General features: G+C 70.2%; 20 protein-coding genes. 10 read left to right on the top strand and 10 right to left on the bottom strand.

Annotation, left to right across the window (positions count from 1 at the left end; genetic code table 11):
• The first annotated feature begins 25 nt into the window (after positions 1-25).
• The 3 genes from PV396_RS11025 to PV396_RS11015 all read left to right on the top strand — a co-directional run bounded on the left by PV396_RS11025 (position 26) and on the right by PV396_RS11015 (position 5,161).
• Complete coding sequence (locus PV396_RS11025) at positions 26-580, top strand: hypothetical protein (protein ID WP_319203084.1); 555 nt, start codon at positions 26-28, stop codon at positions 578-580.
• Between the two features lie 10 nt (positions 581-590).
• Positions 591-2,510, top strand: a complete 1,920-nt coding sequence (locus tag PV396_RS11020; RefSeq protein WP_319203082.1) for a DUF6519 domain-containing protein — start codon at positions 591-593, stop codon at positions 2,508-2,510.
• 92 nt (positions 2,511-2,602) lie between these two features.
• Positions 2,603-5,161 (top strand): vWA domain-containing protein, encoded by a 2,559-nt coding sequence (locus PV396_RS11015; protein WP_319203078.1) that lies wholly within the window; start codon positions 2,603-2,605, stop codon positions 5,159-5,161.
• 94 nt (positions 5,162-5,255) lie between these two features.
• On the opposite strand, the gene PV396_RS11010 is transcribed toward PV396_RS11015, so the two are convergent.
• Positions 5,256-6,341 carry an exo-alpha-sialidase gene (locus tag PV396_RS11010; RefSeq protein ID WP_319203076.1) on the bottom strand — a complete coding sequence of 362 codons (1,086 nt, stop codon included), beginning with the start codon at positions 6,339-6,341 and terminating at the stop codon, positions 5,256-5,258.
• A gap of 212 nt (positions 6,342-6,553) precedes the next feature.
• On the opposite strand from PV396_RS11010, the gene PV396_RS11005 reads away from it, so the two are divergent.
• Positions 6,554-7,120 carry a hypothetical protein gene (locus PV396_RS11005; protein WP_319203074.1) on the top strand — a complete coding sequence of 189 codons (567 nt, stop codon included), beginning with the start codon at positions 6,554-6,556 and terminating at the stop codon, positions 7,118-7,120.
• A gap of 101 nt (positions 7,121-7,221) precedes the next feature.
• On the opposite strand, the gene PV396_RS11000 is transcribed toward PV396_RS11005, so the two are convergent.
• Both PV396_RS11000 and PV396_RS10995 read right to left on the bottom strand, forming a co-directional pair.
• Positions 7,222-8,028 (bottom strand): pectate lyase, encoded by an 807-nt coding sequence (locus PV396_RS11000; protein ID WP_319203072.1) that lies wholly within the window; start codon positions 8,026-8,028, stop codon positions 7,222-7,224.
• Between the two features lie 78 nt (positions 8,029-8,106).
• The gene (locus tag PV396_RS10995) at positions 8,107-9,087 is read right to left on the bottom strand and encodes a polysaccharide lyase family 1 protein (RefSeq protein ID WP_319203070.1); all 981 of its coding nucleotides are present in this window, start codon (positions 9,085-9,087) and stop codon (positions 8,107-8,109) included.
• A gap of 448 nt (positions 9,088-9,535) precedes the next feature.
• Between PV396_RS10995 and PV396_RS10990 the strand changes: the two genes are divergently transcribed.
• The 3 genes from PV396_RS10990 (at position 9,536) to PV396_RS10980 (ending at position 14,868) form a co-directional block, all read left to right on the top strand.
• The gene (locus PV396_RS10990) at positions 9,536-10,870 is read left to right on the top strand and encodes a PHB depolymerase family esterase (RefSeq protein ID WP_319203068.1); all 1,335 of its coding nucleotides are present in this window, start codon (positions 9,536-9,538) and stop codon (positions 10,868-10,870) included.
• A gap of 202 nt (positions 10,871-11,072) precedes the next feature.
• Positions 11,073-12,434, top strand: a complete 1,362-nt coding sequence (locus tag PV396_RS10985; protein ID WP_416071376.1) for an SGNH/GDSL hydrolase family protein — start codon at positions 11,073-11,075, stop codon at positions 12,432-12,434.
• 43 nt (positions 12,435-12,477) lie between these two features.
• Positions 12,478-14,868, top strand: coding sequence for a SpoIIE family protein phosphatase (locus PV396_RS10980; protein WP_319203066.1), 2,391 nt, complete (start codon positions 12,478-12,480; stop codon positions 14,866-14,868).
• A 5-nt stretch (positions 14,869-14,873) separates the two neighbouring features.
• On the opposite strand, the gene PV396_RS10975 is transcribed toward PV396_RS10980, so the two are convergent.
• Positions 14,874-16,241 carry a nucleobase:cation symporter-2 family protein gene (locus PV396_RS10975; protein ID WP_319203064.1) on the bottom strand — a complete coding sequence of 456 codons (1,368 nt, stop codon included), beginning with the start codon at positions 16,239-16,241 and terminating at the stop codon, positions 14,874-14,876.
• A 154-nt stretch (positions 16,242-16,395) separates the two neighbouring features.
• Complete coding sequence (locus tag PV396_RS10970) at positions 16,396-17,748, bottom strand: FAD-dependent oxidoreductase (RefSeq protein WP_319203062.1); 1,353 nt, start codon at positions 17,746-17,748, stop codon at positions 16,396-16,398.
• A gap of 204 nt (positions 17,749-17,952) precedes the next feature.
• Here PV396_RS10970 and PV396_RS10965 point away from each other — a divergent pair, with 204 nt between their 5' ends.
• Positions 17,953-18,426, top strand: coding sequence for a DUF6214 family protein (locus PV396_RS10965; RefSeq protein WP_319203060.1), 474 nt, complete (start codon positions 17,953-17,955; stop codon positions 18,424-18,426).
• 47 nt (positions 18,427-18,473) lie between these two features.
• Here PV396_RS10965 and PV396_RS10960 read toward each other — a convergent pair whose 3' ends face one another.
• On the bottom strand, positions 18,474-19,136 hold the full coding sequence (locus PV396_RS10960) for a DUF305 domain-containing protein (RefSeq protein ID WP_319203058.1): 663 nt from the start codon (positions 19,134-19,136) through the stop codon (positions 18,474-18,476).
• A 192-nt stretch (positions 19,137-19,328) separates the two neighbouring features.
• Here PV396_RS10960 and PV396_RS10955 point away from each other — a divergent pair, with 192 nt between their 5' ends.
• Positions 19,329-20,831, top strand: coding sequence for a hypothetical protein (locus PV396_RS10955; protein WP_319203056.1), 1,503 nt, complete (start codon positions 19,329-19,331; stop codon positions 20,829-20,831).
• A gap of 273 nt (positions 20,832-21,104) precedes the next feature.
• Here the strand turns inward: PV396_RS10955 and PV396_RS10950 are convergent, their stop codons facing one another.
• Both PV396_RS10950 and PV396_RS10945 read right to left on the bottom strand, forming a co-directional pair.
• Positions 21,105-21,794, bottom strand: coding sequence for an HAD-IA family hydrolase (locus PV396_RS10950; protein ID WP_319203054.1), 690 nt, complete (start codon positions 21,792-21,794; stop codon positions 21,105-21,107).
• A gap of 39 nt (positions 21,795-21,833) precedes the next feature.
• Positions 21,834-23,198, bottom strand: coding sequence for a pyridoxal phosphate-dependent decarboxylase family protein (locus tag PV396_RS10945; protein WP_319203051.1), 1,365 nt, complete (start codon positions 23,196-23,198; stop codon positions 21,834-21,836).
• A 166-nt stretch (positions 23,199-23,364) separates the two neighbouring features.
• On the opposite strand from PV396_RS10945, the gene PV396_RS10940 reads away from it, so the two are divergent.
• On the top strand, positions 23,365-23,847 hold the full coding sequence (locus tag PV396_RS10940; RefSeq protein ID WP_319203049.1) for a MarR family winged helix-turn-helix transcriptional regulator: 483 nt from the start codon (positions 23,365-23,367) through the stop codon (positions 23,845-23,847).
• A gap of 26 nt (positions 23,848-23,873) precedes the next feature.
• Here the strand turns inward: PV396_RS10940 and PV396_RS10935 are convergent, their stop codons facing one another.
• Together PV396_RS10935 and PV396_RS10930 are read right to left on the bottom strand one after the other, a co-directional pair.
• Positions 23,874-24,560 (bottom strand): phosphatase PAP2 family protein, encoded by a 687-nt coding sequence (locus PV396_RS10935; protein ID WP_319203047.1) that lies wholly within the window; start codon positions 24,558-24,560, stop codon positions 23,874-23,876.
• Between the two features lie 57 nt (positions 24,561-24,617).
• A complete protein-coding gene (locus PV396_RS10930) occupies positions 24,618-25,553 on the bottom strand; it encodes a M56 family metallopeptidase (protein ID WP_319203045.1) in 936 nt (311 codons plus the stop codon).
• Between the last annotated feature and the right edge of the window lies 1 nt (position 25,554).

Raw genomic sequence — 25,554 nt, 5'->3', positions numbered from 1 at the left:
CCCGAACGGAAGGACGCGAACGAAGATGACCACGACAGGTCCTCGGCACGACGGCGCCGAACACCCGGCCGCCGCCCTGCGCGGACAGTACCGGGACGTCCTGCGCGGCCCGGACGGGCGGGTGCGCTGGGACCGTGGCTGGCAGTCCAACGCCATCGTCGGCGACTGCCGCAAACTGCTGGCGTCCTTCATCCGCGGCACCCCCGCGGCGAACGGCCTGATCGGACTCCAGGTGGGTGCCGGGCTGAGCCAGTGGGACAGCACCGGTCCGCCGCCCGCGACCAGCGGCCAGACCGCGCTGGTGGACCCCAACCCGTTCCGGCTGACCACCCTCCAGATCGACTTCCTGAACGCGGGCGCGGTGTCGTCGACACCCACCAACCGCCTCCAGGTCCTGGCGACCTTCGGCCCGGGCTTCCCGCCCTGGCCCAACGGAAGCCATGTCACCGGCAACCTGCGCGAGTTCGGCCTGGTGGCCCAACTGGGCGGCTCGGCCGTCCTGATCAACTACGTGACCCATCCCGTCATCGCCAAGGACCGCGACAGCACGCTGGAGCGGACCGTCTGGCTGACGTTCTGAGGAGCGCTCCATGGCGATCATCACACCGAGCACCTTCGACCCCCTGCGCCGCTACGCGAACGTACGCCTCCAACAGGGCGTCCCTCTCGTCGACGCGGATCTCAACGAACTCGACGACGTCCGCAAGTTCGAGCTGCGCGCCCATCTCAGGTGGTACGTCGGCGACGGCGTGCCCGAGGGCAGCGACGGGTTCCGGATCGTCGGCGGACTGGACAACGACTTCACCATCTCCGCGGGCGTGCCCATCGCGCCCGCGAACACCGCGCCCACCGACCAGGGGCTGCGCCATGTCGGCCGGATCCTCGTCGACGGCCTCGACGCGATCATCCCCGCCGATCTGCGCTACTCCCAGCAGCCGTTGCACGCAGGCCGTCCCGGTGCCGCGGCCCTGGCCGGCCGGCTCGGCGTCCCGGTGACGCCCGCGCTCACCACTCCCTCCGGGCCCACCCAGTTCCTCGTCTACCTGGACATGTGGGAACGCCTGCTCACTCCCGAGGAGGAACCGGACCTCATCCACCCGGGCATGGGTGTGGAGTCCTGCGCGCGGATCGTCCGCGAATGGGTCGTACGGGTCAAGGCCGGGTCGGTCCTGCCCGTGCCCGGGGCGACCGATCACATCCCCGCTCACCTGTACTACCCGCTGGCGCGCCTCAACCGGCGGGGTGGCCAGGCGGCCGTCACCGGCGCCGAGATCTCCGACCGCCGTGAGCGCCGGCTGCTGACGCCGCCCGCGCACCTGCTCACCGACGTCCTCGACGTCGCCGACCCCGCCGCCTACCGCCGCGGTGAGGGGCGACCCCTGGTCAGCCTGCGCTCCGCGATCAACTCCCTGATCAAGGGCGAGCTCCCGGCCTCGCCGGACCTGGCGGTGTCCCCGGCCCCGGAGCCGGACTTCATCCGCAGGGCCGCCGTCGCCGACACCGCGGGCGGGCTGGTGGTGGTCTGGCAGTCGCAGCGGGCCGGCGGAACCACCCTGCAGGTGGTCGCCTCCCGGCTCGACCGCTCGCAGCCCAGCGCGGGCTTCACCCAGGCGGCGATTCTCACCACCGGTACCGCCGTCCACCAGGAGCCCACGGCGGTGGCACTGCCGGACGGTGAACTGCTGGTGGCCTACCAGACGGGGTCGTCCATCGGGACGGGGGCCGACGTGCACATGAAGCGGGGCCCGTTCAGCCGGCTCGACACGGCGCAGCAGGAGGACGTCGGAACCACGACGAGCTCCGCCGACACCCTTCCGCACGCTGTCGTGGCCGGGGACTTCGCGGTCCTCTTCACCCATCAGTCGGCGGCGGGACGCTGGTTCTACCGTCGGTTCGACCACGTCGCCAAGACCTTCGTCGACCTCCAGCCCGTGCAGTTGCAGGACATCGCCGCCTCGCAGCAACCCCTGCACGCGTCCGTGGCGGACGGCATGGTGTGGGCGGCCTACACGGACGGGACCAACCTTCGGGTACTGCGGCTCAACCCCGCTGCCTCCCCTGGCCAGGGGGTCGACATGACCGGTTCGACGCCGGCGCCCGCCTCGTCCAATGCCTTCGTCCTGGCCCACAACGCCACCAACGCCCGGGTGTTCTTCGACAGTGGCAGCACGCTGATGGAGTACGTGTGCACCAACGGCGTCTGGAGCAATCCGGTGGCGGTCGCCGGGGCAGGCGGGGAGAAGCAGCCGAGCGCGACCGTCGATGCCGAGAACACGCTCTATCTGCTCTCGCAGCGTCCGGCGACGGGCGGCGGCAACGAGATCGTGCTCCGCAGACGCCGCAACCTCGTGACCGACGTGGGCGGCCCGCTGCGGCTGACCCTCGACAACGCCGACAACGCCAAGCCTTTTCCCGTCTTCGTGCCGGGCCAGGGCATCTGGATGTTCTGGCAGACCAATCGCCTGGGCAACAACGACATCTTCGCGAAGTGCATCGTGCCCACGGTCTGAGAGCAACCGGCGCGAATCCGCACCATCCGACGGCCGCGCGGTCCAGCGCGTCCACGAATTCCATGACCGGACGATTCTCCCAAGGAGAGAGCATGCCGTTTCCCGGCGTCAGCCAACCGACCCTCGACCACTATCGGATAGACAACTCCAAGGCCTTCCTCGCCAACTTCGACCTGGACGTCGACGGCGGGACCGCCACGGGTTTCACCATCACGTTCCCGGACACGGCACCGGCCGCAGGGCTGACCGTCACGCTCAAGCCGCCGCCGTTCACCAACAATCCGGACCCGGCGCCCGTAGCCCTGTGGCCCGTGCCCAACTCCCCGGTGGTCAGGGGCGCCTACACCATCACGGTCTCCAGCGAGCCCGCCACTGATCCCACCGCCCTCAACGTGGAGATCTTCAACAACGCCGGTGACTTCAACCAGACGTGGGAACTGCGGGCCAAGGTGTCCGCACCCATCGACTGGACCCTGAACTACGCGATCGTCGGCACCACGAACATGCACTACCTGGCGAGCGACCCGCGCGCCGAACTCCAGGGCACGCCCGCCACCATGCGGGAACAGGAGCCGATCACCCTGCACTCGGCGGACGCGACCCAGGGCACGGTCATCGGCACCCTGCCCGCGAGCCTCGCGCCCACCTACCGGTGGCGCCACGAGCACCCCATAGCCATCAGCGACCTGCCCAGTCCGGTGCTGACCGCCCGCGACTACGACATGAAACTGCCGGGCGTCTACGAACCGCAGACGATCCGACTCGTCACCGACGTCGCCTTCGGCGGCACGACGCCGAACAACACGGCGTTCCTGACGAGCACCAGTGACCCGAACGAACTCACGGTGAGTGCCCGCCCCCAGCACGTCGTCATGGTCCTGGACCGTTCCGGCAGCATGGCCCTCGACTCCCCGAGCCGCTGGAGCCGGGCCGTGGCGGCAGCCCGGGTCTTCACCCACCTCTACGCGGGTGCCAGGGAACACGTGCACGGCGACGACAGCCTCGCCATCGTGACCTTCACCGACGAGCAGGGCTGGCACGGAGGCAGTCCGTCGAACCTGGTCAAGACCATCATGCCGCTGACCAAGATCAGCGAAGCGAAGGACATCATCAAGACGCTCAACCTGGAGCAGCCCCTCAGCCTGACCCCGATCGGCGACGGACTCGTCCGGGGTGTCGACCTGCTGGCCGACGCCGGGCCGGTCGGCGACCGGCGGCTCACCATGCTCCTGGTCACCGACGGCGAGGAGAACGCGGGGTGCGTCTACGTCGGCCCGGACGACCCCAGCGTGTCGGCCGGTCTGCCGCCGGGGACCGTCAAGTCGTTCGCCAACCTGCCCTTCGACCCGCTGCATCCGCGGCGTGGCGAGATCCTCAGCTGGATAAGGGAGCACAAACAGCTGTTTGCCATCGGCCTCGGCTCGCAGGTGGAGACCACGGTGCTCGGCAACCTCGCTGCCGGGACCGGGCACTTCCTGCCCGTCAACACCCCGGCCGACCTGGCATCCGCGTTCGCCCAGATCCTCAACCTCAACCAGGATGTCGACCGGCCGATCCCGACCGTCGACGCCGGAATGGCCCACTTCACCACGACCGCGGGTGCCGACCGCCTGATCTTCGCGATCGTGCCGAAATCCCCGGTCCCGAACACCTCCATCAGGCTGGAACGGCTCGACCCGAGCACCGGACAGTACGACACGTACCCCGTCACGCCGGAGAGCACGGAGACGCACCACGTCGCGTGGGTCTCCGACCTGCCCAACCTGACCGACGCCGCGATCGAGTGGCGGGTGACGTATCTCGACATCACCGACCCCCTGCACCCCGTGCCGAAGCCCCTCACGGTCGAGGAGGTGTTCCCCTTCGAGGACCTGCACGTCAAGGCGGACATCCTGCTCGACAAGCCGGCCTACCTCACCGGCGACGACATGAAGCTCACGGTACGGCTGCGGCACGACGCGGCACCGATCCTGGGCGCCACGATCAGGGCCGAACTGGTCGCGCCCGCCGTCGGGATGGGCACGGCCCTGTCCGGCCTCGGCCCCAACGTCCGGATGGAGGCGTTGTCCGACCGGCGTGACCCTCCCTCGCAGCGGGAGGCGAGGATCGAGGAACTGCTGCGCCGCAACAAGTGGCACCACCTGCCCTGCGAGGAGCCCCCGAAGGGTCTGTTCGTGGACGGCACGAACGAACTGCACGACCCGGACGGTGACGGCAACTACACCAACACCTTCGCTCGGGTGAACAAGGAGGGCGCCTTCAGCTGGACGCTCTTCGCGGAGGGCGTGGACACCAACGGCCAGCCGTTCAGCCGGCAGTTGACCGTCGCCGCGTTGGCCGGGATCCGGGTGGACGTGAGGAAGACCGAGGTCGAACAGACCCGCGTCCCCTCGCATCCGAGCGGGATGCGGGCGGTGCGGGTGACCGTGACGCCCCAGGACGCCCACGGCGGGCTGTTGGGCCCGGACAAGGACCGTGTGGTGATCTGGGCGCTGGAGAACGGCATCTTCGAGCACGTCTGGAAGAAGGAGCCCGCCCCGGTGTTCACCGACGGCACCTACCAGCGGGTGGTCCTCTTCCGGGCCGGACAACGGCCCCGGCTGAGGGTCAAGGCGAGCGGAACCGTGCTGCGGGAGATCCGCATCGCGTGACGCCACCGGGTGCTCCGGGGCATGCCACACCGCCCCGGAGCACCCACCCGCTCACCCTTGTTCGACGGCTGTCGGCCGATCTTCCGACCGGTCCTCAGTCGATCACCGCGGCCCGCACGCACAGCACGTCCGGCAGATGGGACGCCAACTGCTGCCAGCTGTCGCCGTCGTCCGCCGACGCGTAGACCTCGCCGTTGCGGTTGCCGAAGTAGACGCCCGCCGGGTCCGCGTTGTCGGTGCACAGCGCGTCGCGCAGCACCGTGCCGTAGTGGTCCGCCTGGGGCAGCCCCGCCGACAGGGGTTCCCAGCTGTTGCCCGCGTCCGCCGTACGGAAGACGCGGCAGCGGTGGTCGGCGGGGACGCGGTCGGCGTCGGCGTTGATCGGGAAGACATACGCCGTGTCCCCCCGGTGCGGATGGGCCGCCACCGCGAAACCGAACGTCGAGGGCAGGCCGGCCCCGATGTCCGTCCAGTTCCCTCCCGCGTCGTCGCTCCGGTACACACCCCAGTGGTTCTGCAGGTACAGCCGGTCCGGGTTGGCCGAGTCCTTCGCGACCTTGTGCACGCACTGGCCGAACTCCGGGTTCGGATCCGGCAGGAACACCGCGGAGACACCGGAGTTGGACGGGGCCCAGCTCGTGCCGCCGTCAGCCGTACGGAACACTCCGGCCGTCGAGACGGCGACCGTCAGCGCACGTGGGTCGCGCTGATCGGTGACGATCGTGTGCAGGCCCTCACCGCCCCCGCCCGGCACCCACCGGGACCGGGTGGGGTGCTCCCACAGGGGGCGGACCAGCTCGAAGGACTCACCGCGGTCCTCCGAGCGGTAGAGCGCCGCCGGTTCCGTGCCCGCGTACACCACGTCCGCCTCCGCCGTGGAGGGATGGAGCTGCCACACGCGCTCCAGTGAAGCGCCCGTGTCCTTGGGGAACTTGACCGCGGGCCGCTCCGGTTCGGTCCAGGTCCGGCCCAGGTCGTCGGAGTGGAAGACCGACGGTCCCCAGTGCGCGCTGTCGCCGCCGACCAGCAGTCTCGGGATCTCCCGCCGGGTGTCGATCGCGATCGAGTACACGGCCTGCGCGTTGAAAGAAGGGCTGTCGTCGAACTCCCACGTGCCACCGCGCCGGTGCCCGATGAACAGGCCTTTGCGCGTGCCGACCGTGAGCAGTACCTCGGTCATGCCGATCACCTCCGGGACGTCTTTGTCCAGTCATCGGCCAGTCTGCACCCCACCACTGACAGTCACCTCTGGGAGCGGCGTCACCGCAGGTCAGCGCGGTTTGTCGGCGGGATGTGACGGACAACTCCGCGGAGCCGTGAGCAGCGGCGGGACATCGCGCGTATGGGAGGACGGCAGGGCATGTCCGTGTGTGCGTGAGGAGGATGCCTTCGATGGCGGCATTCCGTGGTCCGAGGGTGTGGCTGTGGCGTTGGCGGCGGAATCCGCTCAGACGCCGTGTGGATGCCATGGAGGGATGGGCCGTTCTGGCCACCTGGGCACTCATCGTGCTCACCGGAGTCCTCGTGGGCCTGGTGGCGACCCATTCCGTCGCGCAGGGGCTCGCGAGGGAACGCGCCGAGTGGCGGGCGGTGACGGCCCTGGTCGTCGAGGACGCGCCCGGCACCGTCGGCAGCGAGAAGGTGTGGGCGAAGATCCGTTGGACCGCCGCCGACGGCACCCGGCACACGGGCCAGGCCCGCGTCGACTCGGGCAGCACCGCGGGCAGCCCGGCGACGATCTGGACCGACCCGCAGGGCCGCCTGGTGACGAAGCCCGCCACCGAGTCCGAGGCCCGCCTCAGGGCCGCACTGGTCGGCGCCCTCGCGGGCGCGAGCGGGGCGACCGTGCCGTACGTCGGCTGGCGTCTGCTGCGCGGCCGGCTGGAGCGGCGGCGCATGGAGGAGTGGGACGAGGCCTGGGAACGGTTCGACCCGATGTGGGGCCGCAACACGCGCTGACACGTGTCGAGGGGGCAGCAGCGCGGTTGCGGGCCCGGGAGGACGGCGGCTGTACGAGGCGGGTGCGGGCCGCCTCGTACAGCCGCCGGAGGGGGGATGGCTCAGCGGTACGTGATGTCGCCGGACGAGTACTTGCAGTACGTGCCGTCCGCGCTGGAGCCGTTGGTGGTCGGCTCCTTGCCCGTGTTGTTACCGATGTACTTCTGGCAGGGGACGATCTTCTTGCTGGTGTCCCCGATGATCGTGATGCCCCTCAGGGACACGCTGTCGCCGTAGTTGGTGTTGATGCCGGCGAGCTTGCCGCCCTTCCAGGTCGCCTCGATGTTCGTGAGGTTGATCGTCCGCTTGTACTGCGTCGAGCAGTTGCCGCAGGACCGGACGAACGTGCCGAAGTTCTTCGCCGCGAAGTTGGAGATGTTGAGCGTCCCGGCGCCGTTGAACTGGAACACCTTGTCGCTGGCTTCCTTCGCGCCGCCGCCGGAGATGGTGTACACGTTCGACGACGAGCTGCCGCGGAAGGTGGCGGCGTCCTCGCCGACGTCCTCCCACCACACGTTCTGCAGGGTGCAGCTGCCCTTGCAGTGGATGCCGTCGGACGCCGGGGCGCCGATGATGACGTTCTTGAGGACGGCGCCCGCGGCCAGCTCCAGGAGCGGTTTCTGGTTCTCGTCCTGGCCGCCGGTGCCGAGGTCGCCGGTGCCGTAGAGCCGCTTCATCCCGTAGTCCTTGGTACCGGAGATCGGGATGGTCGAGGAGACGCCCTGGCTGCCGTTGGCGGTCGGCCAGGTCGCGGCGCTCGCGGGGGAGAGCGCCCCACTAGTCATGATCATGCCAAACGTAAGGCCGAGGGTGGCCAGGGTGCCCGTGAGCGCGCGCCCGCGCGCGCGTGGCTGTACCGCAGAAGTCATGTCCCGATGCCTTCTTCCAGTCGGTCGTGCTGTGTGGGGAGCCGGCGAAGTTGCCGATTCGCCGGAAACACGGAGTTGTCAGATCTTTCCGGCACCCGCACCGGACGTCACCGAGGCGACGACGGTCGAGGCCGGCTCCGCGGTGTAGCTGTACGGAGCGGTGGTGAAGCTGCCGACCCGCGAGACCTCCGTGGCGGCTCCGCCGAGGTCGTTGCCGCGCAGGTTGGCGTATCCGTCGATGTCGCTGCTGCGGTTCGTGGTGACCGCGACCAGCGTCGAACGGAAGACGTTGTTCTCGACGAGCATCTGGGCGCCCATCCGGGAGTGCACGGCGGTGTCGGCGCCCTGGACGTAGTTGTCGTAGAAGTGGCCGGTGCCGAACCGCAGGCTGGGGATGCGCGAGTACACGTTGCTGAAGTGGTTGTGGTGGTACGTCACCTTCAGATGGCCGGTGTCCTCGGACGCGTTGTTGTCGCTGTGGCCGACGAGTGAGCCCTTGAAGTGGTCCTTGAAGGTGTTCCAGGACACCGTCACGTTGTCGGAGCCGTGATTGATGTCCAGCAGCCCGTCGTAGTAGTCCTTGTCGTGAGTGCGGTCAGCCGAGAAGGAGTTGTGGTCGATCCACACCTTCGTGGACTCCTGGACCGTCACCCCGTCCGAAGGTGCCAGCGGCTTGCTGATGTTGAGGTTGCGGACGACGACGTTGGTCTCCTCCTTGATCCGGAGGCCGCCGCCGGTGAACCCGGAGGACGAACCGACGCCCAGCACCGTGGTGTTGGAGCCCAGGTCCACCTGACCGCTCAGCGTGATCAGACCGCTCACCCGCACCACCTTCGCCGCGTTGCCCGTGACAGCGGTCCTGAAGGCGGCGAGTGTCGTCACGGTGACCGGGGTGGCGCTGCCGCCGCCGGTCGTTCCGGCACCGAATCCGACGGGTGCGTTCTCGGCCGCACCGGCCGGCTGGGGGGCGGCCAGAACGGCTGCCGCCGCGAGTGCGGTGGCCACGGCTGCCGCCGCCAAGGATCTTTGCTTCTGTGTACGTGGGGGGCGTGTGCGCATGCGGGTGCGTCCCTTCGGGAGGGCTGACTGACCGAGGGGGTGATCAGTCACATGAACATCGATCACTGGGTTGTGCGCCATGGCGTGTGCTGTGCGCGAACCGGCGGAGCGGCGACGGAGGGCCCGGAGTGGGGGACGGCACGGCTTCAGGGAGTGCGCAGTCCCTGCGGGCGTGCGTTTCCGGGGCGTTCCGTCGAATGTGAATCGACATCGATGGGTCACATCGATGAACGGAAGGTAGGGGGTAAGCGCTTTCTGGTCAACGCTTTGCGCGCAATGCGTGCCGGTCGGGTCTGCAACCGCTGGTCAGCGAATTTTTTCGAAGGGTGGGAGCGCTTCCATGAAGGCCATGCTCATGCCACGATGCGGAACGGGCAGCCCCGCTCAGCGGGACTCCGACTTCCGCCACGCGTCACCCCACGAGCCGTGATCAGGAAGGGACCAGGACGTGTCCACCACTGTCGGCAACATCGCGAGAAGACCGCTGCGTTCGGTGCTCGTCGCGCTTCTCGCAGGCCTGCTGCCGTTACTCGCGGCGACATTCCTCGCCGCGCCCGTGGCTTCGGCCCGCACCGAAACGGCCGCGGAGACCCCCTCGGCGGCGGCCGCCACGCTCACGGAGATAACCGGCTTCGGGGCCAATCCGAGCAACCTGCAGATGTACGTGTACGTGCCGGACACCGTCACCACCCGCCCGGCGGTTCTGGTGGCCGTGCACTGGTGCACCGGCTCAGGGCCGGTGTTCTACTCCAACACCGAGTACGCCTCGCTGGCCGACCGCTACGGCTTCATCGTGATCTACCCGTCCGTCACCCGCAGCAGCAAGTGCTTCGACGTCTCCTCGCCACAGGCGCTCACCCGGGGCGGCGGCAGTGACCCGGTGGGCATCAAGTCCATGGTCGACTGGGTCACCCGGACCTACAACGCCGACACCAGCAGGGTCTTCGCCACCGGCGTCTCCTCCGGCGCGATGATGACCAACGTCCTGCTCGGCGACTACCCGGACGTCTTCGCGGGCGGCTCCGCCTTCGCGGGCGTGCCGTTCGGCTGCTTCGCCACCACCAACGGCTCGGAGTGGAACAGCGAGTGCGCCCAGGGGACGGTGATCCACACCCCGCAGGAGTGGGGCGACCTGGTACGCAACGCCTACCCCGGCTACACCGGGCCCCGGCCGCGTATGCAGCTCTGGCACGGCACCGAGGACGACACCCTGCGCTACCCCAACTTCGGGGAGATGATCAAGCAGTGGACCAATGTGCAGGGGCTCACGCAGACGCCGGCCGCGACCGACTCGCCCCAGTCCGGCTGGACCCGCACCCGGTACGGCGCCACCGGTGACAAGGCTCCCGTCGAGGCCATCAGCCTCCAGGGTGTCGGCCACAACCTGATCACCACGGGTATGGCCGCCCGAGTGATCACCTTCTTCGGCCTGGACAGCGGCGGCACCGTGCCCCAACCGCCGGCCGGCCCCTGCAAGGTCGCGGCCACGACCAACGCCTGGAACACCGGGCTGACCGCCTCGGTGACCATCACCAACAACAGCACGACGGCCGTGAACGGCTGGAAACTGGGCTTCACCCTGCCCTCGGGCCAGACCATCACGTCCGGCTGGAGTGCCACCTACGCACCCGCCTCGGGTGCGGTGACGGCCACCAACGTCTCGTACAACGCGGCCATCGCGCCCGGCGCGAGCGTCAGCATCGGCTTCCAGGCGAGCCATACGGGCAACAGCGCGGCGCCGTCCGGCTTCACGCTCAACGGAACGGCCTGTACGGCCGGTTGAGCCCCGCACCGCCGGGTGCGTGCCACGAGCGCGCACCCGGTCATCGCTCGCGCTCGACCCGATCAGATGCTCGATCGCTTGCAGATGACGCCCGGGGGGTCTGCAGGAGACGACCCGCGGCGTGAAGCGGATGCCCGATGAACCGAACCAGACGCCCAGGGAACCGAACAGAACGTCCCGGACAGAGGAAGGCACCCGGCCCGTGAAGTCGCCCCATCTCGCGCAGTCGTCCAGGTCCCAGCGGCGGTCCGGCAGAGCAGTGCTCGCCCACGTGGTCGCCACCTGCGTGTTCGTGCTGACCCTCGCCGTGGCGTCCTCCGCCGTGGTGGCCCTGGTCAGGAGCCCGCAGCAGGAGGCCGCCGGCCCGGGCCGGTCCGCCCAGCACTGGGTCAACACCTGGACGTCGATGCCACAGCTCACCGAGCCCGGCAACATGCCGCCCGCGCCCTTCACCGGGGAGCGCTCCGTCCTCGTCGACACCACCCTGCGTCAGACGGTGCGTGTCTCCACCGGCGGCGAGCGCGTCCGGCTCCGCTTCTCCAACGCCTTCGGCACCACCCCGCTGCCGCTGACCGCCGTGACGGTCGCCCTTCCCCTGGCCGGCCGGGCCGGGGTCAGCGCGGTCGAACCCGGCACCCTGCGCGAGGTGACGTTCGCCGGACGCCGGTCCACCACCGTCCCCGCCGGGGCCCAGGTCGTCTCCGACCCGCTGGACTTCCGGCTGCGCCCCGCGACCAACCTGACCGTGACGACGTACCTCGCGAGCGGCCAGGCCTCCCTCGCGCTCACCTCGCACCCGGGCTCGCGCACCACCTCCTACCTGCGTACCGGCGACGGCACGGCCGAGCAGGATCTGACCGGAGCCACCCCGGTCAACCACTGGTACCTGCTCAGCGACATAGAGGTGCTCTCGAGCCCTGACACGCGGGCCGTCGCCGTGCTGGGCGACTCGCTGTCCGACGGCCGGGGCTCCACGACAAACGGCAACAACCGGTGGCCCGACCAGCTCCTGGACCGGCTCAGGGGCCTGCCGGGCGGCCATCGGATCGCCGTACTCAACCAGGCCGCGGGCGGCAACAGGATCCTCAACGACGGACTCGGGCCCAATGCCCTCGCCCGGCTCGACCGGGACGTCCTCGCGCACAGCGGTGTCTCCTGGCTGATCGTCTTCGAGGGCGTCAACGACATCGGCACCGCCGAGGCCACCCCGGCCGCCCAGCAGCGCGTCACCGACGACCTCATCGCCGCCTACCGGCAGATCGTCGTCCGCGCGCACGCCCAGGGCATCCGCGTCTACGGCGCCACCCTGACGCCCTTCCGCGGCAACACGCCGTACGACGATCCGGCCGGCCTGCGCGAGACGACCCGGCAGGCCGTGAACGACTGGATCCGCACCGCCAGTGCCTTCGACGCCGTCGTCGACTTCGACCGGGCGGTCCGCGATCCGGCCGACCCGGGACGGCTGCGCCCGGACCTCCACGACGGGGACTGGCTGCATCTCAACCCCGAGGGGTACCGGACGCTGGCCGCCGCCGTCCCCGCGCGCTGGTTCAGGAAGAGCTGATCCCGGGTTGTTGACCGTCCCCAATGCCCTCATTCTTGGGCATATGGTGAATGGGCCGCGCGGGAAACAGCGGGTGGTCCCGGCCGGTGACGCACTGGCGGTGATCGACGCGCACGGCACTCTCACGGGCTGGAGCGAAGGCGCCCGCAGGCTCACCGGACACACCGCCGCGGAGATCACCGGCCACCCGGCGGCACAGCTGGCGGCCGACGACCCGCGCAAGGCCTGGCGGGAGCTGCGCGCGTCCGGCACCGCCGTCGTGGCCGTACGGCACCGGGACGGGCGCCGCCTGGAGCTGGCGCTGCGCCTGTCTCCGCTGTCCGGGGAGCAGCGGGCGTACGTCGTCACGGCGGCGCCCGACGACGCGGGACGGGACCTGGCCGAGCTGGCGTTCCGGCAGGCCTCCATGTCGATGTCCGTCTTCGACACCGGGCAGCGCTACCTGCGGATGAACGACGTGGCCTGCGCGGTCATGGGCCGACCCGAGGCCGCGTTCCTGCACCGCCGCTACCCCGACACCGTCGAGGACGCCGAGCACAGCCGGGGTTTCCAGCGTCATCTGGAGATCGTCGCGGAGACCGGGCAGCCGGTCCATTACGAGAGCTGGACCCGGTCGCCCTCGGGGCGGCGCATGCACGCCTGGAACATCGAGATGTGGCCGCTGCGCGACCCGGCCGACGAACTGCTCGGCGTCGCGCTCGCCGCCTTCGACAGCAGCGAGCAGCACTGGGCCCGGCAGCGGCTGGCCATGCTGAACGAGGCCGCCGCGGGCATCGGCACCCGGCTCGATGTCGTCCGGACCGCCCGGGAGCTGGCCGAACTCGTGGTCCCCCGGCTCGCGGACTTCGCCAGCGTCGACCTGTTGGACTCGGTGCTCCAGGGCGACGAACCGGCGGCCGGACAGGTGGACGCCGAGGTCGAGCTGCGCCGGGTCGCCCACCACTCGCTCACGGCCGGGGTACCGGAGGCGGCGATCGGCCTCGGCGCCGCGGACGTCTACCCGCCGTACTCGCCGCCCGCCCGCGCCCTCGCCACCGGCCTGCCCGTCCTCGCCCGCACCGGCGACCCGGACCTGGACCGCTGGTTCGGCCGGCACGCGGCCCGCTCCGCGAAACTGCGCACCGACGACGGCACGGACCCCTACGACCTCGCGCTGATGGCCGTACCGCTGACGGCACGCGGTACGACGCTGGGCGTGGCCGTGTTCGTGCGGCTGCTGACCGCCGAGAAACCGGACGTCTTCGACGACGACGACGCGTCACTGGCCCGCGAGCTGGCCAGCCGCGCGGCCGTCTGCGTGGACAATGCCCGCCGCTACACCCGTGAGCGCACGACCGCCCTGGCCCTGCAGCGCAGCCTGCTGCCCCAGACGGTGGCCGGCCAGGCAGCCGTCGAGTCCGCCTCCCGCTATCTGCCCGCCCTCTCCCAGGCGGGCGTCGGCGGCGACTGGTTCGATGTGATCCCGCTGTCCGGGACCCGGGTGGCGCTGGTCGTCGGGGACGTCGTCGGCCACGGCCTGCACGCCTCGGTGACCATGGGCAGACTCCGTACGGCGGTCTGGACGCTGGCGGACGTCGATCTGCCGCCCGACGAACTGCTCACCCACCTCGACGACCTGGTCGGCCACCTCGGCACGGACGAGAGCGGTGAGTCCGGCGAGATCGGCGCGACCTGTCTGTACGCGGTCTACGACCCGGTGTCGCGGCACTGCACGCTCGCTGCCGCCGGGCACCCGCCGCCCGTCGTCCTGTACCCGGACGGCAGGGTCGAGGTGATCGAGGTGAGCGCCGGTCCCATGCTCGGCGTCGGCGGGCTGCCCTTCGAGGCGACCGAGCTGGAACTGCCCGAGGGCACGGTGCTCGCCCTCTACACGGACGGTCTGGTCGAGGCCCGCGATCTCGACCTCGACACGGGAACGGCCGCCCTGTGCACGGCCCTTGCCGCTCCGGCCGACAGCCTGGAGGAGATCTGCGACACCGTGCTCGCGGCCCTGCTGCCGGAGACACCGGGGGACGACGTAGCCCTGCTGGTCGCCCGTACCCGGGCCCTGGACGCCGAACAGGTCGCGGTGTGGGACCTGCCCGCCGACCCGGCCGTGGTCGCCACCGCCCGCAAACACGTCACCGACCAGCTGACCCGCTGGGGTATCGACGAGGCCGCCTTCGTCACGGAGCTGGTGGTGAGCGAACTGGTCACCAACGCCATCCGCTACGGAGGCGACCCCATCCAGCTCCGGCTGATCCGCGACCGCACCCTCATCTGCGAGGTCTCCGACGCCAGCAGCACCTCCCCGCATCTGCGCCGGGCCCGCACCTTCGACGAGGGCGGACGCGGCCTCCTGCTGGTCGCCCAGCTCACCGACCGCTGGGGCACCCGCCCGTCGGGGACGGGCAAGACGATCTGGGCGGAACAGGCGCTGCCGCCGACTCTCTGAGAAACCTAGACAAGCTCATCCCTGGGCTCCTCGACAGCGTCCTGGCCACCGCCGGTTGAATCACCCTTCCCCGCAAGGTTGTTGAAGAGCAGGTTCAGCACGATCGCCGTGAGACAGCCCGCGCTGATCCCGCTGTTCATCACCGTCTGGAACCAGTCAGGGAACTTCGCGTACACCGTGGGCACGCCGACCGGCAGCATGCCCACAGCCACCGACACCGCCACCACCGTCAGGTTGTGGTTGTCCTTGAACTCGACCCCGGCGAGCGTCCGCAGCCCGCTCGCGGCGACCGTCCCGAACATCACCAGCCCCGCACCGCCCAGCACCGGCGCCGGTATGGCGGCGACCACGGCGCCCAGCTTGGGCAGCAGACCGAGCAGTACGAGGATGCCGCCGGCGGTCGCCACGACCCAGCGGCTGCGCACCCTGGTCATCCCGACCAGGCCCACGTTCTGCGCGTACGCCGTGTACGGGAAGGTGTTGAAGACACCGCCGAGGACGGTGGAGAAACCGTCGGCGCGGAGTCCGTCGGCGAGGGAGCGCGGCTCGACCTTCCGGCCGGTCATCTCACCGACGGCGATCAGGTCACCGGTCGTCTCGGTCATCGTCACCAGCGCCACCACCAGCATGGAGATGATCGCCGAGGCCTCGAAGGTGGGCGCCCCGAAGTGGAACGGCGTACTGATACCGACCCAGTCGGCGTCCCCGACGCCGTCGAAGTCCGTGAACCCGAAGGGGACGGCCACGGCCAGCCCCACCACGATGCCGGTCAGTACCGCGATCCGGCTCAGGAACACCGGCGCGAACCGCTGCACACCGAGCACCACGGCCAGCACGAAGGCGGCCAGCGCCAGGTTCTTCGGCTCGCCGAAATCGGCCGAACCCACGCCGCCGGCCGCCCAGTTGCCCGCCACCGGCAGCAACGACAGACCGATGATCAGGATCACCGTGCCGGTCACCAGGGGCGGGAAGAAGCGCAGCAGCCGCCCGAAGACGGGCGCCAGCAGGACGATCGCCAGCCCCGCGACGATCACCGAGCCGTAGATCGCGGGGAGGCCACCGCCCGTCGTACCGATGAGGACCATCGGTGACACGGCGGCGAAGGTGCACCCCTGCATGATCGGCAGGCGGACGCCGAAGCGCCAGAAGCCGACGCACTGGATGAGTGTCGCGATGCCGCACACCAGGAGGTCTGCGGTGATCAGGTACGCCAGATCGGCGGGCGAGAGCTTCATGGCTCCGCCGACGATCAGGGGGACGGCCACGGCGCCGGCGTACATCGCGAGGACGTGTTGTAGGCCGAAGGCGGCGAGTTGGCGGGCGGGAGGGACTTCGTCCACGGGGTGCACCAGTGGGGACGGGGGTGGGGCCATGGGTACTCCTGGAGCGGCGGTGGGGAGCGGGGTGTTGTGAACAGGGGGATTGAACAATTTGTTGATTGCTTGCCTGTTGCCGGTGTGTGTCATGCCCCACCGGGTGTTCTGATCTGCGGGCCGGTGGGGGCTTGTCGCGCAGTTCCCCGCGCCCCTAGGGGGTGGCCGTGCCCTGCGCCGCAGCCATCAGGGAGTTCCAGTCGGGGAGCTTCACCGTGCTACGGCCCAGGGCGGCCCCCAGGTTTGCCTCGGCTTGTTCGATGGCCTGCCAGCCTGTCCAGCCGATCGGTCGGAAACCGTCCGCTCGCAGGAGCGTCAGCGGGTCTTCGGGGTGCTCCTGCCGTACGAGCATGGCGGCGTCCGTGAGCAGTGAGGTCGCCGTTTCCTTGGCGCAGGGACGGTTGGTGCCGATGACGCCCGTGGGGCCGCGCTTGATCCAGCCGGCCACGTACTCGCCGGGGGAGGGGCGGCCGTCGCGCAGGACGCGGCCCGCGAGATGCGGCACGGTGCCCGTGGCCGTGTCGAACGGCAGTCCGTCGACCGGCACCCCGCGATAGCCGACCGAGCGGAGTACGAGCTGTGCCTCGATGTCCTCGTACTGCCCGGTGCCCGTCACACCGCCGGTCCCGTCCGGCGCCGTCCGTTCGAAACGCACCGCGCCCACCCGGCCGCTGTCGGCGAGCAGTTCGACCGGGCGGTGGAAGAAGCGCAGCCGGATACGGCGGGCCGTGTCCGTCGGCGGCAGGGCCGCCCAGCCGCGCAGCGCCTCCACGTTGCGGCGCTGGACGGCGGGCAGGGCGGCAGGGTCCGTGTAGCCCGGGTCGAGCGCCAACTCGGCCTCGTCCACGACGACCCGGGTGTCCGGCAGGGCGCCCAGCTCGCGCAGCTCCTTGGTGGTGAAGCGGGCCTGCGAGGGGCCGCGCCGGCCCACCATGTGGATGTCGGTCACGCGGCTCGCGCTCAGCGCGGTGAGGGCCGCCTGCGGAATGTCGGTGGGGCTCAGTTCGGCCGCACCGCGCGCCAGAATCCGGGCCACGTCGACCGCCACGTTCCCGACGCCGATGACCACGGCGGAGCGCACCTCGCGGACGAAGCTGTCGTCGACCGCGTCCGGATGGGCGCTGTACCAGGACACGAACTGGGTCGCCGACCAGCTGCCCGGCAGCTCCTCGCCGGGAATCCCCAGGTGACGGTCGGTGGCGGCGCCCACGCAGTACACCACCGCGTGATACAGCTCCCGCAGCCGGGCTCCCGGCAGCTCACCGGGCCCGGAACCGACCTTGACGCCGCCCAGGAAACGCACCCGTTCGTGTTCCAGGACCGTACGCAGATTGTTCTGCAGCGACTTGATCTTCTCGTGGTCCGGCGCCACCCCGTACCGCACCAGACCGTACGGAGCGGGCAGCCGGTCGAGGACGTCGACCAGTACTTCCGGATCCTGCTGGACCAGGCTCTGGGCGGTGTAGACCCCGCTCGGACCCGAACCCACGACGGCGACACGCAGCACGGCAAAACCCCTCACTGCGGGATACTGCGGAACTCCCTGTTGCTGACACCTTCAGGATCGCACCGTCCGAGCTGCGCTGACAGGGTGCCGGGCTGAGTGGGCGCGCGTGTCCGTTCGTATGGAATGTGATGATGCGGTTACGTTCCGTATGTGCTAGAAGCATCCTTTCTTCATCTTTCCGGTCGCTGTCCGACGCAGGGAGCGGTGACGGTGCGGCCCGCCTGGGAAGTGGAGGAGCACGAGGGCTCGGCGACGACCGCTTGGTTCGACGTACGGCTCGCTTTCACCGACGGCGCCCAGGTCGACGTACTCGCCGTGGTCCGCGAGGCGGGCGTGTCCATCGAGGATGTACGGGCGCAGCCCGCGCTGTCGCTCGACGATCTGGCGGCTCTCGCGGACTGGATCGAGGGTCCGCTCCACGAGGCGTGCGGAGACGGGCCCGGGACGGGCTGGGAGAGCGCCGGGGCCCTGCGGCCTCGTCGCGCCCGGCCCGCCTGGCCGCGCGGCATGGAGGGGCGCCGGCTGGTCGCGGAGGAGTACCGGGCGGCCCAGGAAGAGGGCGCCGACCCCGTTCTCGCCGTGATGTGCGCGACCGGGCACAGTCGGCGCCGGTCCCTCAGGCTGATCTCGCAGGCCCGCGACGCGGGATACCTGACGCCTCGTCATGCCCGGCGCTGAGTAAGGGCGTTCGGGGGCGGGCCGGGCCCACTCGGGGGTTCGTCCGGTTACATTCCGCGCATCCTGTTGATCTCGCTCGTCTGCTGGGCGATCACGTCGTCGGCCATCTCCTCGACCCGGACGTTGTTGCCCTGTCCCTTCACCTCGGTGGCCATGGTGACGGCCCCCTCGTGGTGCGTGATCATCAGCGTGAGGAACAGCTCGTCGAACGCCTTCCCCTTCGCCGCGCGCAAGTTGGCGAGCTGCGCCTCGGTCGCCATGCCGGGCATCGCCTCATGGGAGTGCCCGGTGGTCTTCTCGTCGCCGCCGTTGTCCTTCAACCAGCCCTGCATCGCGGCGATTTCGGGACGCTGAGCGGCGGCGATGCGCTCGGCGAGCCGCTTCACCGGTGTCGACTCGGCGCGTCCGGGGACGAGTTCGGTGATCTCGATCGCCTGGGCGTGGTGCTCGATCATTCCGCGGGCGTACGAGATATCCGCCGAGTTGGGAGAGTCGTCGGGCAGCGCGGCCTTCGCCTCCTCCGGGGAGAGCGTGCGGGCCGCCTCACCGGGCAGTCCGGGCGCGATCACCGAAGGCCCGGTCGCCGTAGCGGACTTGGCCTTTCCGGCGGCGTCCGAGGACGAGTCCGAGTCGCAGGCGCCGAGCGCGAGGGCGAGCGTGAGCGCGACCAGGGCCGGGCGGCAGGTACGGGACACGCGACGGACGGGCACAACAGCCTCCTGGGTCAGGTGGGTTGAGGGACACCTCGTGAGTGCTGTGTCCGTCCTAGCACGCTTCCATTCGCCCGTGATCAGAAACTTTCATTACAAACGCATTGCTCCCTGTTGATCGGTGCATGATGAAGACGATACTTCGGAGGACCGTGAACCGTTCTGACCGGAACGGCTACCAGGGAGGAAGCAGTGACCCTGTTAAACAATCCCCGAACGCGGCGCAGACACCTGGGAGTCGGCGCCGCGGCGGCCGGACTCCTGGCCGCGCTGCTGACCGCGGGCCCCGCGGCCGCGACCCCCGACCCCGGGGACGGACCGACGGTGCCGGAGAAGATCTCCAAGAGCGTGCAGTCCCAGGTCAAGAAGGCCCTGGCCGAGGGCGAGATACCCGGTGTGGACGAGATCGTCCACTCCGACAACATCACGCACCTCACGAACATCCCCAAGGACGCGCTGCCCGGCACCAACTCGGACCTCGCCTTCCAGGGGAAGTACGCCTTCTCCGGCAACTACGACGGCTTCCGCGTCTTCGACATCAGCAACCCGAAGGCCCCGAAGACGGTCTCCCAGGTGCTGTGCCCCGGCGGCCAGAACGACATCTCCGTCTCCGGGAACCTGCTCTTCCTGTCGACCGACTCCTCGCGCAGCGACAGCAGTTGCAACAGCGTCTCGCAGCCCGCGACCGAGAAGTCGTCGTGGGAGGGAATGAAGATCTTCGACATCACGGACAAGGCGAACCCGAAGTACGTCGCCGCCGTGGAAACCGCCTGCGGCTCGCACACCAACACGCTGGTGCCCGAGCGCAAGAACGTCTACATCTACGTCTCCTCCTACTCGCCGAGCGCCACCTTCCCCGACTGCCAGCCGCCGCACGACGGCATCTCGGTCATCAAGGTGCCGCGAAAGGCCCCCGAGAAGGCGGCAGTGGTCGGCTTCCCCGTCCTCTTCCCCGGTGAGGGTCCCGACGGCGGCGGCAACCCCGGATCGCCCACCAACCCGGGCGTCTCCAAGACCACCGGTTGCCACGACATCACCGTGCTGCCCTCCAAGGACCTCGCGGCGGGCGCCTGCATGGGCGACGGCATCCTGTTCTCCATCAAGGACCCGGAGCACCCGAAGGTCATCGACCGCGTCCAGGACAACGTCAACTTCGCGTTCTGGCACTCCGCGACCTTCAACCAGAAGGCCAACAAGGTCGTCTTCACCGACGAGTTGGGCGGCGGCGGCGCGGCCACCTGCAACGCGCAGATCGGTCCGAACCGAGGCGCCGACGGCATCTACGACATCGTTGGCAAGGGCGACAAGCGCAAGCTCGTCTTCAAGAGCTACTTCAAGATCCCCCGCTACCAGGCCGACACCGAGGTCTGCGTGGCCCACAACGGCTCGCTCATCCCGGTCAAGGGCAAGGACATAATGGTCCAGGCCTGGTATCAGGGCGGTGTCTCCGTCTGGGACTTCACCAACTCCGCGAAGCCCAAGGAGATCGCCTACTTCGAGCGCGGCCCGGTGACCACCGACCGCGTCACCACCGCCGGTCCGTGGTCGGCGTACTACTACAACGGCTACATCTACTCGAACGACATCGCCAAGGGCTTCGACGTCCTGAAGCTCGACGACCGGCGCACGAATCCGGCCAAGAAGGTCCGCGTGCCCGTGCTGAACGTCCAGACGCAGCCGGACTACTTCGACTGACCGTCACCGGCGGATCGCTCCCACGCGTCCCGTCGGGCACCCCGGTGTCCGGCGGGACGCCCATGTCCCGTCAATGACACAGCAATTCCTCATTGACCAAGGCGCCGCGCCGGGACATGCTGGTACTTCTGCGTTGACTTTTTGTCAGCCGACTCGGGCCGACCGGGGTCGACGCAGTCGGAGCAGCCCGTACGGGCGGTTCCGGGCGGCCGCCTGTCTGGGGTGACGCGGGGGATCACCCCAGACCGGCGTGCCCTCCTCGCCGGCGAGGTCTCAGCCGGCCAGTTCCAGCACCGGCCGCAGCCCGTCCGGCCGTTCGGACACCGGCAGATGGTCCACGAAGTGCACCGCGCACCCCAGGTCCGCCGCGCCCCCGTCCGCCCGCCGGTCGTCGCCGACCATGAGCACGTCCTGCGGGGCGACGCCGAGCGCCTCGCATGCCACCTTGAACAGACGCGGGTCCGGCTTCTGCACGCCGTGCTCGTACGACAGGACGTACGCGTCGACGTACGGGTCCAGTCCGTGCGCCCGGAAGACGGGACGCAGATCCCAGCCGATGTTGCTGACCACCCCGACGGAGACCCCGCGCTCCCGCAGCGCGCCCAGCACCTCGGCGGCATCGGCGTACGGGGTCCACGCGGCCGGCGCCATGTGCCGCTCGTACAACGCGTCGTACAACGCCGGTTCGGGCAGCGGCACCTGACGCGCGAGGCCGGTGTACGCGGCCCGGTGCAGCTCGGCGCTCCGGTCGCGGATCCCCCAGACGGAGACCAGCTCCTGCGGCAGCCGCTGCGGAGCGGCGCCACCGGGCAGCGCTCCCGCCGCCTCCAGCGCCCGCACGGCCACGGTCATCTCCGGCTCCGGCAGGACGACACCCTGTTCGGCGAGCACGGTGCGCAGCCAGGAGTCGGTGGACTCGATGCGGAAGAGGGTCCCGGAGAAGTCGAACAGCACGGCAGCCATGTGATGGACCCTATCCAAGGTCCCGTTCGCCTGTGGTGGTCAGAGCGACCGGGCGAACTGTTCGACCCGTTCGTGGAGGCTCTCGATGTGCTGCTCGGACTCCGGCTTCATCAGCACGCTGCGGAGGATGCGCGCCCCGTCGGAGTCCGCGGTGACCTGGGGATGGCGGGCCGTGAAGGCCCCGCCGGCGGCCCTCAAGGTGCTCAGGAACACGGGATCGGGATGGTCCATGCCGGCGGCCAGGACACGTGCGGAAGCGGCGTCGACGCCGGTCAGCGTCGGGTTCTCCAGAGTCGGGAAGTAGCTCACGATGTCCAGCTCCGGCCGCTGGTACAACTCCAGGGCGTCGGACGCGTCGATCAGGTCGGCCCAGCGCAGCGCGGCGCGGCGGCCGGCCGCCAGGACCCGGCCCAGCCCGGCGGGTGTGGGCGGGATGAGCTGGAAGGTGAGCCAGAGGGCGGCGGCAGAGGCGCCCGCGCGGGAGCACTCCAGGCTGATCTCGCCGAGGTGGAGCTCGGTGGAGGTGAAGTAGGTGTAGGGCGAGTCGTGCAGGAAGAACCGACCTACCTCGGGATCGCGGAAGACGACGGCTCCGCACCCGTACGGCTGGAGCCCGTGCTTGTGCGGGTCGACCACGACCGAGTCGCACCGGGCGATCGCCCGCCAGGGCTCGGGCACAAGCTCCTCGGGGCCGTCGGAGCCCGCGAGCAGGGTGAAGAAGCCGCCGTAGGCGGCGTCGACATGGAGGCGGACGTCGTAGCGCTCCCTGAGGGCGAGCGCGCTGTGTATCGGATCGACGGCACCGAGCCCGGTCGTCCCGGCGGTGAGGACGACCGTGCCCACGTCGCCGGTGCGCAGGACCTCCTCCAGCGCGTCCATGTCGATACGGCCCTGCCCGTCGGTGGGTATCGGGTGTCCCTTCATGCCCAGGACATGGCACATGCGGCCGTGGGTGTAGTGGGCCTCGGCGCTGTAGGCGACGCCCCGGCCGGGGTGGCTTTCCCGGGCGACGAACAGGGCTTCGAGGTTGGCGATCGTGCCGCTGGTGGTGAGGTGGCCGAGGTGGGTGTCGTAGCCGAACATCGTGGCGAGCTGGGCGACCACCTCGCGTTCCATCGCGGCGGTGGCGGGTCCGCCGTCCAGGGCGTGGTTGTTCGGGTTGATCAGCATGGCGGTGAGATAGCCGACCACCGCGGCGGGGTGCGGCGGCTTGAGCATCTGGCCCGCGTAGCGCGGGTGGAAGAAGGGATAGTTGTCCCTCAGCCGGCCGGTGAACTCCTCGAAGACGGCGGCGAACCTGTCCTCGTCGACATGCAGGGACGAGTGCGGCTGATACGGGCCGAAGGTGCCGGCCCACTTCTGGATCGCGTCGTCGGCCCGGCCGAGCCAGTGCTGCAGGTCCACAGTTGTCCCCTTCCTCGGATTCCCCCGGTGGTAGGCACACCCTAGAGTTTTGTTGACTGCTCAGCAATTGATTGCTCAGTAATTGAGACGTCGGTAGGTGACCGAGAAGTAAAATCGGGGGACGGAGGCTCGAACGCGGTCCTCCGGACCGAGAGGACACGCACAGGTGGAAGCCGAGACGCGGCGGGGCGACGAGACCGCCCGCGCCGCCAACAGCCCGCTGATCCACGACTTCGGGCTGCTGATCAAGGCGGCGACGCTGCTGGAACAACGGATCGACAGCGTCCTGAGGCGGGAGTGCGGCATCAGTCACACGATGTTCGAGGTCCTCATCAGGCTCTGCCGGCAGCCGGACGAAGAGGTCTCCCAGCGTGTCCTCGCCGACGACCTCACGCTCACGAGCAGCGGTATCACCCGGCTGATCGACCGGATGGAAGAGGCCGCGCTGGTCCGTCGCGTTCCGTCGCCGGAGGACCGCAGGAGCGTCCTGGTCGAAGCGACCGAGCACGGTCGCGCCGTCTTTCTCCGGGCCGTTCAGGCGCACGGGCAGGTCGTCGAGCGGCACTTCGTCGCACCACTGGACCCGGCCGACTACGGACGCCTGACCGGCTCCCTGGGCGAGATCAACCGGTCGCTCCGCGAAGGCTGACCCCGGCCAACCGCCTCACGGCCGGGTCAGGCCCGCTCCTTCGCCCGCTCGAACCACGCGTACGACACCACGGCCAGCGCCACCATGAGCGCCCCGAGGAGCCAGCCGCCGAGCACGTCCGACGGCCAGTGGACGCCGAGCCAGACCCGCGTCAGACCGACGCCCGCGACCGAGACCACTGCCACGGACACCGCCGTACGCCACACGGCACGCCCGGCGTCGTAGCGGCGCAGCAGCCACAGCAGCAGGCCGCACACCACCGTGGCGGTCATGGCGTGACCGGAGGGAAAGGCCGCGTAGTGGGCGGAGTCGACCGGGTCGGGCCAGACCGGGCGGGCGCGGCCGACCGCCGCCTTCAGCCCCTGCTGGAGCAGCGTGCCCAGCGCGCAGGTGACCACCAGCCACAGGGCGAGCCACCACGCCGAGTGCCGCCACACCAGCCACACCGCCACGGCCGCGCACAGCAGACGCATCGTCAGCGGATCCCACACCCAGTCGGTGAGGATCCGGAAGGTGTGCGTGAGCCCGGGTTCGTCGACCGCCCAGCGATGGGTGGCGCGCGCGATGTCACCGTCGAGGGCGATCAACGGGTGCCAGTCCACCCATACCAGGGTCAGCAGCAGCACGGACGCGAGGGCCAGGGCGCCGGCCACGCGGGCGGCCTGGTGGCGGGCGGGGTGTCGAAGCCGGGGTGCGAGGTGGGGGGAGTGCATGGTGCGATCCTCGCCGACGCGCCGGGCCGGAGGCCAACCGAGGTGCACAGGGCCGTGTTACCCGAGCGCCCGCAGCCCGGGTACGAAGGCCACCAGCACCGGGATCACCGGCACCAGGGACGCGGCGGCCGCCAGCCGCAGCCTTCGGCCCCCCGTCAGCCGGTCCGGCGCGGTCAGCAACCGGCGCACGCGCAGCGGGAGATGGGCCTGCGGGGTCGGCGACGGGCCGAACACGCCCCGGTCCTCGTTGAGTTCGACCAGCGCGAGGGCGGTCGTGAGGCGGCCGAAGCGACGGGAGGCCATGTCGTCGGCGGCGAGTTCCACCAGCCGGTGCATCTCGTCCCGGAACGACGCGAAGACGGGTACCTGGGGAAACCCGTTGGCCAACGCGCCCGAGCAGTGCAGCAGCCAGTCGTGGCGGGCCCGGGCGTGCCCCTGCTCGTGCGCGAGTACGGCGTCCAGCTGACGCCCCTTGAGGCGGCGCATCGCGGCCGTGGTGACGACCAGTCCAGGTGCGGTGCCGTCCAGCCACCAGGCGTCGGCGTGCTCGCCCTCCAACACCACGAGCCGGTCGGGACGCGGCTCCTCACCGGGCAACAGCGGGGCGCGGACGGCAAGTTCGGCCCGCCGCAGTCGGCGCCGACGGCGCGCCCGTACGACCTCGCGCACGAGCATCGCCGCGGTCCACAGCCCGCCGCAGGCGAGCAGCACGGCCGTCGTCGCGGCCCATGGGCGGGCGGCACCGAGGCCGTAGGCCTCCATGACCCCGTGCGGCGCGGGGGCGAACACATGGCCGCGTACGGCCTGCCAGGCCGCCGCCGCGCTCAACGTCATCGACAGCACGCAGCACATCAGCACGGCCGCCACCACGCACTGCCAGACCCACAGGGCGACCACCGGTTCGCGGTCCGGCCAGTCGGCGCGGGCGAGCAGCCGCGGGGCGACGACGGCGGTCAGCGCGCCGAGCAGCAGCAGTGCCGCGGGGACCATCATG

This window comes from Streptomyces sp. ME02-8801-2C (assembly GCF_033793965.1).
GTDB lineage: Bacteria > Actinomycetota > Actinomycetes > Streptomycetales > Streptomycetaceae > Streptomyces.
The sequence above is the reverse complement of the archived record's forward strand: the minus strand, read 5'-3'. Positions and strand labels throughout refer to the sequence as shown.